The organism is Streptomyces sp. NBC_00654, from assembly GCF_026341775.1.
In the GTDB taxonomy this organism is placed as follows: Bacteria; Actinomycetota; Actinomycetes; order Streptomycetales; family Streptomycetaceae; genus Streptomyces.
Genome location: NZ_JAPEOB010000002.1, coordinates 584,174 through 599,072 on the forward strand (window position 1 = coordinate 584,174; position 14,899 = coordinate 599,072).

14 protein-coding genes are annotated in these 14,899 nt (G+C 70.2%); 2 read left to right on the forward strand and 12 right to left on the reverse strand.

What is annotated here, in order from left to right; all coding sequences use genetic code 11:
* Nucleotides 1-11: 11 nt before the first annotated feature.
* From fabV to OHA98_RS22835, 7 genes are all read right to left on the reverse strand, one after another.
* The gene (gene fabV / locus OHA98_RS22805) at nucleotides 12-1,226 is read right to left on the reverse strand and encodes an enoyl-[acyl-carrier-protein] reductase FabV (RefSeq protein ID WP_266928593.1); all 1,215 of its coding nucleotides are present in this window, start codon (nucleotides 1,224-1,226) and stop codon (nucleotides 12-14) included.
* Nucleotides 1,227-1,430: 204 nt separating this feature from the next.
* Complete coding sequence (locus tag OHA98_RS22810; RefSeq protein WP_266928594.1) at nucleotides 1,431-2,228, reverse strand: bifunctional 2-polyprenyl-6-hydroxyphenol methylase/3-demethylubiquinol 3-O-methyltransferase UbiG; 798 nt, start codon at nucleotides 2,226-2,228, stop codon at nucleotides 1,431-1,433.
* A 141-nt stretch (nucleotides 2,229-2,369) separates the two neighbouring features.
* Nucleotides 2,370-2,903: a GNAT family N-acetyltransferase gene (locus OHA98_RS22815; RefSeq protein WP_266928595.1), complete on the reverse strand. Its 534-nt coding sequence runs from the start codon at nucleotides 2,901-2,903 to the stop codon at nucleotides 2,370-2,372.
* A 114-nt stretch (nucleotides 2,904-3,017) separates the two neighbouring features.
* Nucleotides 3,018-3,677, reverse strand: a complete 660-nt coding sequence (locus tag OHA98_RS22820; protein ID WP_266928596.1) for an ATP-dependent endonuclease — start codon at nucleotides 3,675-3,677, stop codon at nucleotides 3,018-3,020.
* A gap of 444 nt (nucleotides 3,678-4,121) precedes the next feature.
* On the reverse strand, nucleotides 4,122-5,363 hold the full coding sequence (locus OHA98_RS22825) for a mandelate racemase/muconate lactonizing enzyme family protein (RefSeq protein WP_266930858.1): 1,242 nt from the start codon (nucleotides 5,361-5,363) through the stop codon (nucleotides 4,122-4,124).
* A gap of 13 nt (nucleotides 5,364-5,376) precedes the next feature.
* Nucleotides 5,377-6,339, reverse strand: coding sequence for a D-2-hydroxyacid dehydrogenase (locus OHA98_RS22830; protein WP_266928597.1), 963 nt, complete (start codon nucleotides 6,337-6,339; stop codon nucleotides 5,377-5,379).
* Nucleotides 6,336-7,292 carry a PmoA family protein gene (locus OHA98_RS22835; protein ID WP_266928598.1) on the reverse strand — a complete coding sequence of 319 codons (957 nt, stop codon included), beginning with the start codon at nucleotides 7,290-7,292 and terminating at the stop codon, nucleotides 6,336-6,338. The genes OHA98_RS22830 and OHA98_RS22835 overlap by 4 nt, the downstream gene beginning before the upstream one ends.
* A gap of 451 nt (nucleotides 7,293-7,743) precedes the next feature.
* Here OHA98_RS22835 and OHA98_RS22840 point away from each other — a divergent pair, with 451 nt between their 5' ends.
* Nucleotides 7,744-8,586: an alpha/beta fold hydrolase gene (locus tag OHA98_RS22840; protein WP_266928599.1), complete on the forward strand. Its 843-nt coding sequence runs from the start codon at nucleotides 7,744-7,746 to the stop codon at nucleotides 8,584-8,586.
* A 204-nt stretch (nucleotides 8,587-8,790) separates the two neighbouring features.
* On the opposite strand, the gene OHA98_RS22845 is transcribed toward OHA98_RS22840, so the two are convergent.
* The 3 genes from OHA98_RS22845 to OHA98_RS22855 all read right to left on the reverse strand — a co-directional run bounded on the left by OHA98_RS22845 (nucleotide 8,791) and on the right by OHA98_RS22855 (nucleotide 12,892).
* A complete protein-coding gene (locus tag OHA98_RS22845) occupies nucleotides 8,791-9,393 on the reverse strand; it encodes a L,D-transpeptidase family protein (protein WP_266928600.1) in 603 nt (200 codons plus the stop codon).
* Nucleotides 9,394-9,864: 471 nt separating this feature from the next.
* Entirely contained in the window at nucleotides 9,865-11,997 is a 2,133-nt protein-coding gene (locus OHA98_RS22850; RefSeq protein ID WP_266928601.1) for a choice-of-anchor A family protein, read from the reverse strand.
* Nucleotides 11,998-12,292: 295 nt separating this feature from the next.
* A complete protein-coding gene (locus OHA98_RS22855) occupies nucleotides 12,293-12,892 on the reverse strand; it encodes a DinB family protein (protein ID WP_266928602.1) in 600 nt (199 codons plus the stop codon).
* A 126-nt stretch (nucleotides 12,893-13,018) separates the two neighbouring features.
* Between OHA98_RS22855 and OHA98_RS22860 the strand changes: the two genes are divergently transcribed.
* Complete coding sequence (locus tag OHA98_RS22860; protein ID WP_266928603.1) at nucleotides 13,019-13,555, forward strand: hypothetical protein; 537 nt, start codon at nucleotides 13,019-13,021, stop codon at nucleotides 13,553-13,555.
* 149 nt (nucleotides 13,556-13,704) lie between these two features.
* On the opposite strand, the gene OHA98_RS22865 is transcribed toward OHA98_RS22860, so the two are convergent.
* The gene (locus OHA98_RS22865; RefSeq protein ID WP_266928604.1) at nucleotides 13,705-14,169 is read right to left on the reverse strand and encodes a PPOX class F420-dependent oxidoreductase; all 465 of its coding nucleotides are present in this window, start codon (nucleotides 14,167-14,169) and stop codon (nucleotides 13,705-13,707) included.
* Nucleotides 14,170-14,270: 101 nt separating this feature from the next.
* Nucleotides 14,271-14,843, reverse strand: coding sequence for a dihydrofolate reductase family protein (locus tag OHA98_RS22870; protein ID WP_266928605.1), 573 nt, complete (start codon nucleotides 14,841-14,843; stop codon nucleotides 14,271-14,273).
* Between the last annotated feature and the right edge of the window lie 56 nt (nucleotides 14,844-14,899).

Below are 14,899 nucleotides of genomic sequence, written 5' to 3' on the forward strand. Positions count from 1 at the left end.
TCGGGCCGGGGTCAGGCTGTGTGGTCGGGCCAGGGGATGTCGGTGGCAACAGCGGCGGCGTAGTCGATGCCCGGCACGGAGAATCCGTAGAGGCGTTGGACCTCGGAGCGGAACCAGGCGAGATCGGCGAGGTCGGCGATGCTGTCGGTGGTGGCGGCCTCCCAGCGTTCGGCGACGGCCGCCTGGACGTCGTCGGTGAGCTCCCAGGTGTCCAGACGGATACGGCCTTCGTCGTCCAGATCAGACGGGGCGGCGCCGGTGAGCTGATCCCACAGAGCGGCGAGCTGGTGCACCGGCGGGACCAGGTCCTCTCCGAGTACGCCGCGCAGCAGGCCGGTGTACAGGGCGATGCCGGGGATGGCGGTGGAGGACTGGGTGACGGCGGCGCCGTTCACGGAGGTCACGGCCCGGCCGCCCACCGTCCTGCCGAGCCGCTCGTTCAGGCTGCGGGCGGTGGCCTCCAGGTGTGCCTTGGCCGTGCCGATCGTGCCCTGCCGGTAGATCGCCGCTGTCAGCGGCGAGCCGATGTACGACAGCGCGGCGGTCGCGAAACCGTCGGCGAGCAGGCCCCGGCCGGCGAGTTGATCGATCCAGCGTTCCCAGTCCGTGCCGCCCATCACCGCCACCGTCTGCTCGATGTCATCGCCCTCGGCCGGCCCGGTCTCGACCTCGCGGACCTCGGGTACGCCCTCGCCGTCGAAGACAAGGGTCTTGGTGCGGTTCGCCTGGCCGATCGGCTTGAGGACGGAGGCGTACGTGGTGCCGGTGGCGGGGTCGGTACGCCGGGGCGCAGCCACCGAGTAGATCAGGTAGTCCAGCCTGCCGCCGAACCGCTGCTCGACGAGGTCGGCGACCTGGTTCTTCATCGTGTCGGAGAACGCGTCGCCGTTGAGGAAGACCAGATCCCGCCCGGCGGTGCGGGCGATGTCGGCGGTGGCAGCGGTGCGGTACCAGCCGGCCGTACCGGTACGCCGTTCGGTGGGGGCCTTCTCGAAGGAGACCATGATGCCGCGGATGCCGGCACGCTTGAGTCCGGCCAGGGTGGCCGCGAGGCCGTATCCGGCCGAGGAGCCGATGATCAGAGCTACCGGCCCGTCCCCCTCCGGCACCTCGGCGGAGCCGGGGCAGGCCTGCCACATGTCGGCCACCAGCCGCTCGCAGCCCGCCGGGTGGGAGTCGAGGAAGAGGAATCCCCGGTTGCGGGGAATGAGAACGCGCTCGCTCACGATTGCAGTCCTTGGGGTCGGCCGGGACGGAGGCGTGGCGGCCCACCGGGCCGCCGCGTCCTGCAAGTCTGCGGCAGGACGGACTCGGACAGCGGTTCCACCAGGGACAACGATCACGAGCCGGTCTTGGAGTGTTTCCACCACTTCCGGCGAGGAGGCGGCTCGACGTACCGGCGAACACCCGGCCCGGGGCCGGTCCCGGCGTCAGTCGGTGTGCTTCCAGGCAGTGAGCTGGAACAGCCGGGCCGTGTGCATATAGGGCGGGCGGGCGGTGGTGGCGAGTTCGAGGCGTTCGAGGTCCGCGTAGTAGTCCGGTTCGTGCTTGCGTGCGTCGTCGCTGATGTAGTCGCAGAAGCTGCGGATGCCGTAGTGGGAGATGTCCCGGCATCCGAGCGTCCGCAGGGTGGGGATGATCTCCTCGGCCGTGTGGAGTGTCAGCGCGGAGTCGAACATCCGGGTCCGGGCCTGATCGGTGTCGAGTGCGGCGAGGGCGGCCGCGGGGTCCATCTCCCGGACGGCGATGGTCAAGGGTGCCGAATGCCGGTTGATCGCCATGACGGAGACCAGGCCGCCGGACTTCAGCGGGGCAAGCACCGAGGCGAGCGTTCCTGGGACGTCGTCCATGTATTGCAGGAAGTTGTGGCAGAGCACGACGTCGAACTCCCCGTCGGCGAGGTCCCGGGGCAGATCGGTCGCGTCGGCTTCGACACAGTCGATCAGCTCTGTCACCCCGCCTGCCACGGCGCGCCCGGTGGCCGCGGCGAGCATGGCGGGCGCGTGGTCGACAATGGTGACATGGTGCCCGCGGGCCGCGAGACGCATGGCGTCACCGCCGTCGCCACCGGCGAGGTCGAGAATCCGCAGCGGCTCGCCACCCGACGCGTCGAGGTGACGGAGCAGGTTCGCCTCGGCGATCGAGTAACGCAGTCGGCCCCAGGGGGCGTCCTGCCATTCCTGCCAGGCTTTCATCGCGGCGTCCGACTTCTCAGGAGCTTCAGGCATCCTGCGACGATAGCGGCCACTCCGCCCGCCGGGTGCGGGGGCTCGGTCCGGCGGGCGGGGTACGGACAGGGACGCGGGGCCGGCTCAACCGGCCGCCCCGGCAGGTGGAACCGCCGAACGCCGGGCTCCTGGCCCTCGCCGTCAGCCGACCCGCCGGGCCAGTACCTGTCCCGGCCAGGCCTCGTACAGGAACCGGTCGGTGGGGATGAACCCGTGACGTTCGTAGAACGCGACCAGTTCGCCTTCGCCGCCCGCCCAGCAGTCGACCCTCAGCAGCGCCACGCCTGCCCGCCGCGTCTCTTCCGCGGCGTGGGCCAGCAACGCCGCCCCGATTCCCAGACCGGCGTACCGCCGGTCGGAGACCAGCAGCCGGACGTACCGCTCGGGTTCTCCGGCAGGCGCGATCGGCATCTGAGCGCTGGGCCCGCGGTCCAGCACCAGCGCTCCGGCGGGTACTCCACCCGACTCGGCGATGTAGGGGGTGTTCTCGGTCATGTACCGCTCGACGCGCTCCACCCCGCCCGACTTCCGCGAGAACGGCGTCGTACCCCACTGCTCGGTGTTGCCGCGCTCGTTCATCCAGGCGACCGCGGAGTCGAGCATGCTCAGCACGGCCGGTGCGTCGGCCGGGCTGCCCGGTCTGATCCGAATGCCCTGTTGGGTGGTGTCGTTCACAGCGGAAGCTTAGGTCCTGGCGGAAGCTTAGGTCCTGGCGGAAGCTAAGGTCCTGGATGAAGAGGGCGCACGAGGGCGCCGGGACAACCGCCCGGTCAGGGTCTGGGTTCACAACTACAGATGTGCGAGCAGTCGGTCCAGCGGCCGTGGTACGCGACCGAGGTCCAGGGCATCGACAAGTGATCGTGCGTACTGGCTCTTCCGGCCGCTGATGGTGCCCATGAAGCGCCGCAACTGCTGTTCAACGCTCCGCTCCCGCTGGGCGGGCTGTTTCTGGAAGATGTGGAACGCCCGCAGGTCGCCCTGTGCCTCGACGACCTGTTGCACCGAGGCGGCACCGAGAGTGCGGATCAACTCCTCTTCCAGGTCGGCGACACACACGTGGAAACCGAGCGGCTCCATGTCGGCGCGAGCGAGGTCACGGCCGAGACCCGCCCGTTCCAGGGCGCGCGCGAAGTGGCTCTCCTCTCCGGCGTCGCACAGGCCCGCCAGTCCGACGTCGAGCCCCTGAGGACCGAGGAGATTCAGGAATCTGCCGATGCTGGTCGCGCCTCCGAGCGGGATGACGGAAATACCCTCCGCACCGAGGGAACGGCCATGACGCGCCGCCAGGGCTTCGAGCGCGACCTCGTCGCTGACTCCTTCCACGAGTACCGCCGTACGCACAGCGCCGCGGGCAGCCAGTTCATGTGCGGCCTCGGCGGCCGCTGGAGCCCCCGCACCGCCCGCTGCCCACTCGATGACCGCCCCGCGGAACCGCTCTATCGCATCCATGAGCACCAGTTTCCCAGCCGGAGCCGGGCGGACCGCAACGACCCGCCTCGCGCAAACATCTCGCGGTTCCCCGGAGGCCGGAGGTATCCGCCCGCCTTCCCCATACGCCTCGACCGACGGCGGCGCCCGCACACACGCAAGCTGCGGGCACGCGCAGCCCGGCGGCGGCACGCGCACCCCGCTGAAAGCGTTTTCCCATCACCTCGCCCGAGAGGCCACTTCCATCGCCCGCACGGCTTCCGCCTCTCGGGCGTGTGTCGAAAGTCCCGCCTGGCTCGCGACGCCCGGCACGCACGCTCGCCGCGTTGTCCGCGTTGTCTGCGTTGTCGGCGTGTCCTTGTACGTCCCGTACGAGGACACTCCTCCGCCTTGCGATCGCACGCACCGGACGCCGTGAGCCCCGCCCTTCGGACGGACGGCGCTACTTTCGACACACGCCCTAGTTCAGTCCGCCCGCCATCGGCCCGGTACGGGCGGCGGGAGCGTGGCCAGACAGCGGTAGACGGCATCGCCGCGGAAGGCGTAGCGCCGCTCGGTCTCCGGAGTGAGCCGGACGCCGAGCCCCGGCGCTTGCGGGGCGAGCAGGTGGCCCGCCTCGATACGGAACGGCTCGACCAGGAGTTCGGACCGTAGGGAGTATGCGGGCAGGGGCCACTCGGCCAGCCGGCCGCCGCCGACGAACGCGGCGTGATAGTTGGCCGCCTGGCACACCGCACTGCCCCAGCAGTGGACGACCGTGTCGACGCCGTGTTCCTCGGCCGCCGCGAAGACGGCCAGCGTCTGCCGCAGCCCGCCGACGACCGTGGCGTCCGGCTGCACCATGTCGTAGTACCCCGAGGCCATGCGCCCCAGCAGTTCCCGCGCCGTGGTGACGGTCTCCCCGCCCGCCACCGGGCAACCGGCCGCCCGTCGCAGTGCGGGGTACTCATGCGCGAGGGCAGGACCCAGCGGCTCCTCCAGGAATCGCAACGGCTGTTGAGTGCCGGCCTTCACCGCGTCGAGAAACGCCAGCGCGTCCGCCACCGACTGGCCGGGGTCATCGAGGTTCTGCGCCATGTCGACGGCGATGCCGACGCCGTGCGGGGCCGCGTGGTCCAGCGTCCACACCGCCTTGTCCGCCTCGTGACCCCGTGCCCTGATCTTGAAGGTGCTGATCCCGAGGGCGGCAACAGCGGCGATCTCGCTCCTCATCGCCGCCGGGGAAGTCGAGTCGCCCCCGCTGGCGTAGAGCCGGATCCGGTCCGTACGACGGCCGCCCAGCAGCTCGTACGCCGGTACGCCGGCCCGTTTGCCGAGGGCGTCGACCAGGGCCGCCTCCACGGCGGAGATGACATGACGGGCCGCCCCTTGAAGACTCCAGTACCCCGTGACGAGCACCATGTCCCGATAACGTTCCGCCAGGTCCGCGGCCGGCCGTCCGAGCAGGTAGGGAGCCAGCAGGTCGACCGTCGACACGAAGACGTGCGGTGCGAACACGGCGAGATAGCCCTCGCCGAGACCGGTCGTGCCGTCGTCCAGCGTCACCTCGACCAGACCCGTCGTGCGCCATCCCGTGGGCAGCGCGACGCGCACCTCCAGATTCTCCGGATCGGCGTACGGAGCGCTGAGCAGGACCGGCCGGACCGCCGCGACGCGTACCCCGCTGTCGGCGAGCGCGGCGAGGTGCGCGGAAGCGGGTTCGGGCATGTCGGTCACGTCCTCAGAATCCTCTGGACCACTGCACGGTGTTGCGCAGTGGGGCACCGCTCCGGAACCGGATCAGGTTGTCGGCGAACACCTCGACGACCCGCGCCCCCTCGTCCGTCGAACCTCCAGCGGTGTGCTGCGTGAGAACGACGTTCGGGCAGGTCCACAGGGGATGCCCCGCAGGCAGCGGCTCCTGCGCCGTCACGTCCAGCACCGCTCCGCCGAGCCGCCCCGAGGACAGCTCGGACACCAGCGCCTCCTCGTCCACCAGCGACCCCCGGCCGGCGTTCACCAGTACAGCCCCCGGCCGCAGCATCGCCAGCCGTCGCGCGTCGAGCAGCCCGCTCGTCCCGGGAGTCCCGGGCAGCAGCGCCACCACCACGTCGAAGCCGGGCAGCCGCTCGTCGAGTTCTGCGAGGGTACGGATATCGCCCGAGCCACGCGCGAAGTGCGACACCGGGCAGCCGAACGGCCCCAGCAGTTCGGCGAACCTCCTGGCGATGGATCCTCGGCCCAGCACGAGGACCCGCGCCCCGGACAGCAGGCGCAGCCGAGACCGGACGGCGGACTTCGCCCAGGTGCCGTGCGTGCGCAGCCCGGTCAGTTCGTCGATGCCGCGGTACAGGGCCAGGACGCCCGCGAGGCACGACTCCGCCACCGGGTCGGCGAAGACGTCACCCAGGTTGGTGACGGCCAGCCGACGCCCGAGAACCGGCCAGTCGAGAGCGAGATAGCCGTCGATCCCGACCGAGGCGAGCTGCAGCCACCGGAGCCGGGAGGCTTCGGCCACCCAGACCGCCCGGGGGTTGCCGAGCGCGATGTCGGCGTCGGCGAGCGCACGGGCGTCCGCCGCGGAGGCGGTCCCCGGTTCGGCGAACCACACGGGCCCGGAACCGAGACCGCCCAGGCGGGCACGGCCGGAGTCGTCGAGCGGCAGTTCCACGTACAGGGCGAGGCCGTCTTCGTTCCCGTTCACCACGGGTGCTCCGCGAGGTACTCGGCGATCCGCACGCGGTCCCAGGCTCCGTCCGCGACGGTGACCCGGTAGCGGCGGGACAGGGTGTCGCCCGGGGCGAGTTCCAGCTCGTCGTAGAAGGCGAAGGAAGGCGCGACCGCCGCGAAGGGCTCGTTGCGGACGAACCAGTGCGAGGGGTGGGTGCCGCGCTCCCCCGCGTGATCGTTCTCCGGGGCGTGCTGGAAGATCAGTGTGGCGTGCCCGTCGGCGCCGTCGTGCTCACCGCTGTAGGCGAGCCAGGGTGCCTGCGTTCCCATCAGTTCGGGGCCCGCACCGTCCGGCCCGAGGATCTGCCCGCCCCGGAACGCGCGCGGCCCGCGCCAGAAGAGACCGGTGTAGCCCGCCGCCTCCCGGCCGTGTGTCGTGGGGCTGCCGAAGCGCAGCGGCTCCGTGCGCCGGTTGGTGATCGCGCTCGCCCAGGTCAGCGTCCAACTGCCGCCGCGACGCGCCGCGTCGGTGCCGGAACCGGCGTGTTCCACATCGTGGAGTTCGATGCGCCGCCGCTCGTCCGCCCAGTGCGTACCGTCGTGGTGATGCCATGTCAGCCGCTCCGCGATGACCGCGCGTCCGGCCTCCGCCGCCACCTCGTCGAACCCGGCATGTGCCATCGATCCGACGCGCTCGGGCAGCGGCTGGTAATCCTGGCCGTGCACATAGGTGTTGCCTCCCCACAGGTTCTGCCCGGAGAGATGGGAGGCGGTCATCTGGATGCCCTTGTGCCAGCGGTGGTCATGGGGCCGGTAATCGGTGACAACGTTATCAGCCAGCGTGCGCAGGGGATGGACGTACGGCTTCGGGGCCTCCCAGGCCGCTTCCGGGCGGTACACGTAACTGATCAGATCGATGCCGCCCCGCTCCTCCGTGACCGTGATCCGGTCACCGTGGACGTGCGTGATGCCCAGTGGACTGCTCATGTGTCCGTAGTCTCCCGTACGACTGGAAAGCGCTTACCAAAAGCTAAGCCCTGCGCCGGACGGGCGTCAACAGGAAACCGAACGGCCGGAAGCGAGTGGTCTTTTCGCGGCCGTCGACATGTGGCCCGTCCACCACCGGCGGCGGCACCCCGGCCGGCGTGACCGGTCTCCACGGTCCGGCACCGGCCGGTGTGCCACGGGAGGACGGATCCGACTGCCCCCGCAGGCCCCCCTCACTTGGGCATCGTGGTCCTCTGCCGCTCGGCACGGTGCGTCCGAGCGGCCAACGTGGCGAATCCGATGCCCTGTTGGTTCGCCCGATCACGAGACGCCGTACAGCCGTACAGCTTTCTCCATCCGCCGGAACACACGCGCTCGGCTTGCGACGGACTCCGACGGCGCCCTCGCTCCGCCGACCGTGTTGCCGGCCGGCAGCCCTTAGGGTGATGCGATGGCCACTGTGAACGCGAATGAGGTCGCCCTGGGCATCGAGTCCTTCGGCGACGACAACGCACCACTCGTCCTGCTCGCGGGCGGGACGACCATGCTCTCCTGGCCCGACGCGCTCTGCCGTCGACTCGCCGACGGTGGGCGACGCGTGGTGCGTTACGACCTGCGCGACAGTGGCGAGTCGACGACGGCGGACCCGGAGGCGCCCGCCTACACCCTGCGCGACCTCGCCGCCGACGCGGCGGCTCTGGCCGGCGCGCTCGGTGGCGGGCCCGCGCACCTCGCGGGGATCGGCGTCGGTGGAATGGTCGCCCAGGTTGCCGCGCTCGACCACCCGGGCGCTTTCTCGGCTCTCACTCTGGTCGGCACCCGTCCGGTCGCGCCCGGCCCGCCCGACGACGACCTTCCCGATCACGACCAGGCCACGATGAGCCGACTGTTCGCGCATGCGATGCCCGACTGGACCGACCGCGAGGCGGTGGCGGAGTTCGCCGCCGCCGGTGCGGAGATCCTCGGCGACGACCCCGACGCCGCTCGCAGGACCGCCGCACGCGTCTGGGACCGTACACCCGGCACCGCACCCCCGGTCCAGATGGCCAACCAACTGGGCATGGTGTTCTCCAGGCTCGACTGCGGACCCCGTTGGCGCGAGCGCCTGTCCGAGATCGGTGTCCCCACGCTCGTCGTCCACGGCCGTCACGACCGGTTCTTCCCGGTCGGCAACGGCGAAGCGATCGCGCACGAGATCCCCGGGGCGCGGCTGCTCGTCCTCGGTCAGGCGGCCACGGCGATCCCCGACGCAGCGGCCGACGAGTTCGCCGAGGCGATGCTCGCACTCGGATAGGGGACGGCGCGTGCCGCGTGTGCGGCAGGTGTGCAGCGCTGGGTGTCGGAGCCTCGACACCGCCGGCGAACGCAAGCGGCCGTCAACGCATCGGCTGTCGGGTCGGTCCAGCACGCGCAATCGGCGCACCCGAGTACGTCGCCCCCGAGTACGTCGCCCCCGGTACGTCTTCCCCGGTACGTCTCCCCGGCGCCGGCCGCAGGGTCAGTCGGCCGTACCCGGCTTGGTGCCCCAGATGTACAGCGCGTCGTCGATGTCCAGCAGGTCCCACAGCGCCGCCGCGTCCGCGAGCCGCAGGTTCACGCAGCCGGCCGACCCGCCCCCGTCGAACAGGCCGTCGGGACGCCCGTGCAGTGCCTGACCGCCGTCGAAGAACTGCGAATACGGCATGGGCGCGTTGTTGTAGATCGTGGAGACGTGGTCGCGGTCCCGCCAATAGACGGCGTGCCAGCCGGTCCGGGTCTCCTCGTCGTCGCGCCCGGTACGGATCGGAACGGGGTCGAAGTCGACGTTCCTGCCCGTCTGCACCCACAGGAGCTGACGTCCGAGGTCGACGCACGTGACGCGGTAGGAACACTGGGGGCAGTCACCGGCGGCATTGGGGTTGGCGCGGGCTTCGACCGCCGTCATCGTCCGGTAGGTGACGAGGTTGGCGTAGCCGTCGGCGGGGGTGATCGACCGGGACCGCTGGAACGTACGGATCGCCGCGCAGTCCTCGGGGGACTGTGCACCGTCGACGGTCAGCTTCAGGTATTCCTCCATGGGCCGCTGGTAAGGGCCGGTGGAGGCTGCGCATGTCTCTGCCACGACCGCCGGCCCCGACGCTGCCGCCGACGGCGCCGTCGTGGCCGCCGCCGTCCCGGGGAGCGCGGCGGTCAGTCCCGCACCCACCACGGCCAGCGCCGCGATCCGCCGCCGCACCGTACCGCTGCGAAGCCCTGCCCGTGCGCGTCCGGTCCGTGCGCGTCCGGTCCGTTCGCGACTCCTCCGGGCGCCTCTCCCCCGTACCGCCGTGGCCCGGTCGCCCTCCGTGGATGGCCTGCCCCTACGTCCGATGGCGTCCGTGAGCTTCATGCCGACCTCCGCGCCTCGTGCGGCACACCCTCCGGCGGCGTGTGGCCGCCCCTGCACACCGGGCGACCGTCGGCCCCGCACCCCACAGCTATCAGGAGCGGTCTGTCCGCGCCCCGCGGAGTTGAGCCGAACCGGTGAGGCCCCCGGGACGGCACGCGCTGAGCGCGGCCGTCCGGGGGCCTCACCGGTTCGGAGGTAACCGGGTCACTTGTACGTGCCGGGCTCTCCCCGCTTGTTCGCGACCTTGACCGTCACGGTCTCACCGGCGTTCTGCTCAGTGATCACGAACGGCCCGTTCACCGGGTCTCCCGGCAGGACGTACCCCTCGGGTACGGCTGTCTCCAGCAGGTAGTACGTCCCGAGCGGCAGTTCGTCGAAGACACACGTTCCGACACGGTCCGTGGAGCAGCCCGGACCGGTGCGGGTGTCCGGCGTCACGGTGCCGTTCGGCAGGGTCTGCAGACCCGTGACCCCGTTGGACTCGCGCCACAGCTCGAAGACGGCCCCGGCGAGCGGGTTGCCGTTCTTCGCATCGGTCTTGACGACCTTGATGGTCGACTCCTCGGACGGCACCGAGGACTTGGTGTTCTCCGCGGTGACGGTGAGACCGTCGGACGCGTTCTCATCAGTGAGCACCAGCGGCCCGAACACCGCGGGATCGGGCAGCTCGTACCCGGCAGGTGCAGCGGTCTCACGCCAGTAATACGTACCGGTCCCCACCGTCCTCGTGCACTCACCATCAGCACCAGTCGTGCACGAAGCACCGACCTGCGTGTCAGGAGTCCCACCAGTGGTCTGAAGGCCAGTCACACCATTGGTCTCCTCCCACAACTCGAACACCGCACCCGCAAGAACCTCACTAGTCGCCGAGTCCTCCTTGACGACCGACACAGAACCCGAAACAGCCGTCCTGTCGTCCTCAACAGTGATGGTGACACCGTCCGGAACCTCTGCCTGGGTCAGTACCAAGGGTCCGAAGACCGTCTGCGCGGGCAGTTCGTAGCCGGGCGGGGCAGCTGTCTCACGCCAGTAGTACGTGCCGAGGTCCACCGTCCTCGTGCACTCGCCGTCGGCGCCGGTGGTGCAGGAGGCACCGACCTGCGTGTCGGGAGTCCCACCGGTGGTCTGAAGACCGGTCACACCGTTGGTCTCCTCCCACAGCTCGAACACCGCACCCGCGAGAACCTCACCGGTCACCGAGTCCGTCTTGACGACCGTTACCGGTGCTTGGGGTGTCGGGGCCGAGCAGTCCGGCAGGTCGCCGTCGAACGGGTAGGCGTGGAACTCCTGGCCGCCACCCCCAGCGGGAGGGCTGGTGTGGGTGAGGGAACCGGTGGTGAAGAAACGGCCGTTGACACCCGGCAGGGTGACGGTGACCTCCGAGGCCGGGTTGCCGATCAGGACGCTGCCCTGGAACTGGCCGGTTCCGGCCAGGTTCACCGTCGTGGCGTCCGGGAAGTTCCACAGCAGACGCGGACGGAGCTGGTTCAGCGGGTCGGAATCCGCGATGCCACCGCTGAAGGTGCTGAGCGTGCGGGAGGTTCCGAGGACGTTCACCAGGACAGTGGCGCCCGCGGGAATGTCCTCGAAGACGAGGCCCTGCTGAGCACCGGTACTCGTGGTCATGTCGAAGTCGACGTTGAAGACCTGGAGGGCCGAGGTGTTGTCGCCGGTGAAGAGGGTCTGGCCCCCCTGGTTGACAGCGGTGCCGGTGGCGGGCCGCTGTCCGCTCTCGGTGCGCGCGTAGCACTGGCTCGCCGTGGTGAGCTGGCCGCGAAGCGCGCTGTACGGAGCGGCGGCGTCCGGGTCGGCGATGACCGTCCCGGTGATCGTGCCGGTGGCGGTGCCCGCGTGCCGGACGACCCCGTCGTCGGCGAGCAGGCGCTGGTCGGTGGCCACGGTGACGTTGCCGCCCGTGGTGAGGAAGTCCGCGCCGACCGGCGGAGGGACCCGCGAGCCGACGCCCACGATGCCGATGTTGTAGATCGCGCTGCCCGCGGCACTCTTGTTCTGGTCGAAGTCGCCCAGAACGACGAGGCGGCCCTCGGCCTCGACGGCGCGGTCACGGACGCGGTAGTCGCCGCCCGTGAAGATGTTGATGCCGTTGTCGCGACCCATGATCGGGCCGTTGTCGATCGGCGGGTAAGGATCCGGGCAGTCACCGGGGACGCAGGGTCCGAGGCCGCCGGGGAGGGGAGCCGCGACGGCCGGTGTCGCCGTGGCTCCGAGGGCGATCACGGGGGCCGACGCGGCGGCGACCACATAGGCGAGACCGGCCGCCCAGGCACGGGTGCGTCTGGTGTGGCCCCGGCCGGATAGCTGGGTGAGGAGTTTCATACCAGGCGTTCTCGCACGCACGCGAGGGATGGTCCGTACGGGACACTCACTGGGAACCGTTTGTCTCACCACAGATCACCCGACCGGGCCGGTGGATTCCGGGCGGAGTCCGGTTCGCCGTCGGCGCTCCCCGGGGCGGCAGCTGTTCTCGCTCCGGCCGACGGAGTACCGTCCCTCCGAAGATCCTCGGACGGCCGGTCGCGAGACTTCCGGCGTGAAGGCCCCCGCGCGACGAACGTGCGCGGTCCGGCCACTGATACGGCGGTGGCCGGCGCCCGTACGGCTGTGGGCCGGCTCAGCCGTTACCGGCTTCCCGTGCCACGTTTTCCAGCCGGCTCCGGTGGGTCTCCCAGTACGCCTGGTCGCCCTGCGGGATGCTGTCGTTGCCGTTCACCCACCCGACTGCCCCGTCGATGAGTTCCCGCACGATGTCCGCGTGGCCGGCGTGCCGGCTGGCATCGGCGATCACGCGTACCAGGACATGGTGCAGTGTGGTCTCGCGCCGTTCCTCCGGCCACCACGGGACGTGTCCGATCGCGTCGAGCGCCAGTGTCTCGATCGTACGGTCCGAGTGCTCCCACGCCTGGCGGTAGAGCCCCACGATCTCTTCGCGGGACTCGTCCGCGGTCGCCCACATGTCGGCATTGGTCTCGGCGTCCTCCGTGTACCACCAGGGAGGCGGCTCCTCACTGAAGAACGGCCGGCCGAACGTATCGCCGAGGTACCCCAACTCCACACCCGCGCAGTGCTTGACCACCCCCAACAAGTTCGTGCCGGTGGGTGTCAGCGGACGACGGACGTCGTATTCCGAGAGCCCGTCGAGCTTCCACAACAGGGCTTCACGAGCGTCTTGCAGATAGCGGAGAAGGTCCGCCTTCGCGTTCGGTTCGGTCATGCCGGGAAGTCTCGCACCCGGCACTGACAGCCGGACGGCGCGGGACCGCCGGCCGCCCCTGCCCTGCCCCCCTTCCCTGTCCAAATATTAGGCGAGGCATGCCTAACTTTCTCTATGGTGTCCTTCATGGGCTTCTGGGAAGTGGCAAGGGTGGGCATGGGCTACGCGCTTCTGCTGATGACCTTGTTCGCCGTCGTCGTCGTAGGGTCTCTCCACGTCTCCCGGGACTCCTTGCTCCCGGACTACCCCCAGGCCATCCGCGAGCGATACGGGCCGCAGAGCGCCCGGGGCCGTCGGACGGCGGCAGCGGCAGGGCTGCTGAATCTCCTCGCCCTGATCGTGGTGCCGGTGATCGGCGTACTCGATCTGCACGACCGGACGGTGGGCGCACTCGGCTTCTGGCCGCCGTTCGCCCTCGGCGCGGTCGGTTTCCTCGCCCTCACGCTCTTCGACCTGGTGGTCCTTGACTGGTGGCTGTTCTGCACCGTGCAGCCGCGCTTCATGGTGCTTCCCGGCACCGAAGGCATGGCCGAGTACCGCGACTTCGCCTTTCATGTACGTGCGCTCGTACCCCGCCCCGTGCCATGGCCGCTGATGGCCATACCGGGATACGGGGCGGCTGTGGGCGCAGTGGCCTGTATCGCCGAAGCCCTCGCCGGTTGAAGCAGCGGACGTATCTGCCGTCCGGCAGCCAGCCCGGTCAGCCCCTCGGCCAGTCGGCCAGGATGGCGCACGGGCCGATGAGCGCAGGCCGCAGCGGAAGTGCTGCGGAGGTGCTGCGGATCCCGGCGTCCGCAGTCCTCGGCACAACGTCAGCGTGTGTCCGACGGATCCCGCACTCCGGGCGCCCCGGGCGCCCCTGCGGGGAACGGCTCGACTCCGACCACACGGCGTACGCGCGTCGGCTCGATCAGCACGATGACCCGCCGCTCGCCGGGAACGCGCCACTCGAATCGCTCGGTGCCCAGGTAGACGCGCGCGAGCCTGTCCATGTTCCGGTCCGCCTCCGGTCCCTCCACGAACCGGACGGCACGGCCGCGGATCTGTACCCGGTCAAAGGGATCGGCGGCATCCGCATGGGACAGGCACACGCGCGGGTCACGGCGCAGATTGCGTTCCTTGATACGGCCGATCGCGGTGTTGAACAGGAGCAGGTCCCCGTCCATGCCCACCCACATCGGGCTCACATGGGGAGCCCCGTCCGGGCTGACCGTTCCGACGTACCAGATGTGCGGCGCCTCGACCCTCAGACGGATTTCGTTCGACAGTACGACCATGAACCGACTACTGCCCCGGAACGACCCGTCGGACACTCACCGGTCATGTCCGTCACGACAGTCGCCCCGCAGGGGAGCCCTGTCCCCGCACGGGAGCGCCGTCAGCGGACGACGTCGAAGACGTTCTTCTGCAGGCCGTTGGCGTACGCCTCGTGCTCGACGAGCTTCAGCTTCTGGGTGTCCTTGTCCGTGTCGCTGAACAGGCGCTTGCCCGCGCCGAGGAGCAGCGGGAACACGAGCAGGTGGTATCGGTCGATCAGCCCGGCGTCCGACAGGTTCCGGTTCAGGGTGGCGCTGCCGTGCACGATGATCGGACCGCCCTCGGTCTCCTTCAGCGCGGCGACCTCGTCGAGCGAGCGCAGGATCGTGGTCCCGCCCCAGTCCGTGACCAGGTCGTCCTCGGTGAGCGTGGTGGAGACCACGTACTTCGGCATCGCCTTGTAGCCGGCGAAGTCCTCCATGCCCGGCCAGACCGGGCTGAACGCCTCGTAGCTGACCCGGCCCATCAGCATCGCGGTGGAGTCCTCCTGCTCCTGGCTCTTGATGGCGAATGCCTCAGGGAGGAATTCCACGTCCTTGAAGGTCCAGCCCGAGTTCCGGTAGCCGGGCTCTCCGCCCGGGGCCTCCACGACGCCGTCGAGCGAGATGAAGGCGGTGCTGATCAGGGTACGCACAGTGTCTCCCGGTGTTCTGTCTTGTTCTCGGCCGGTCCGTCCGGTGCACGCCTCGA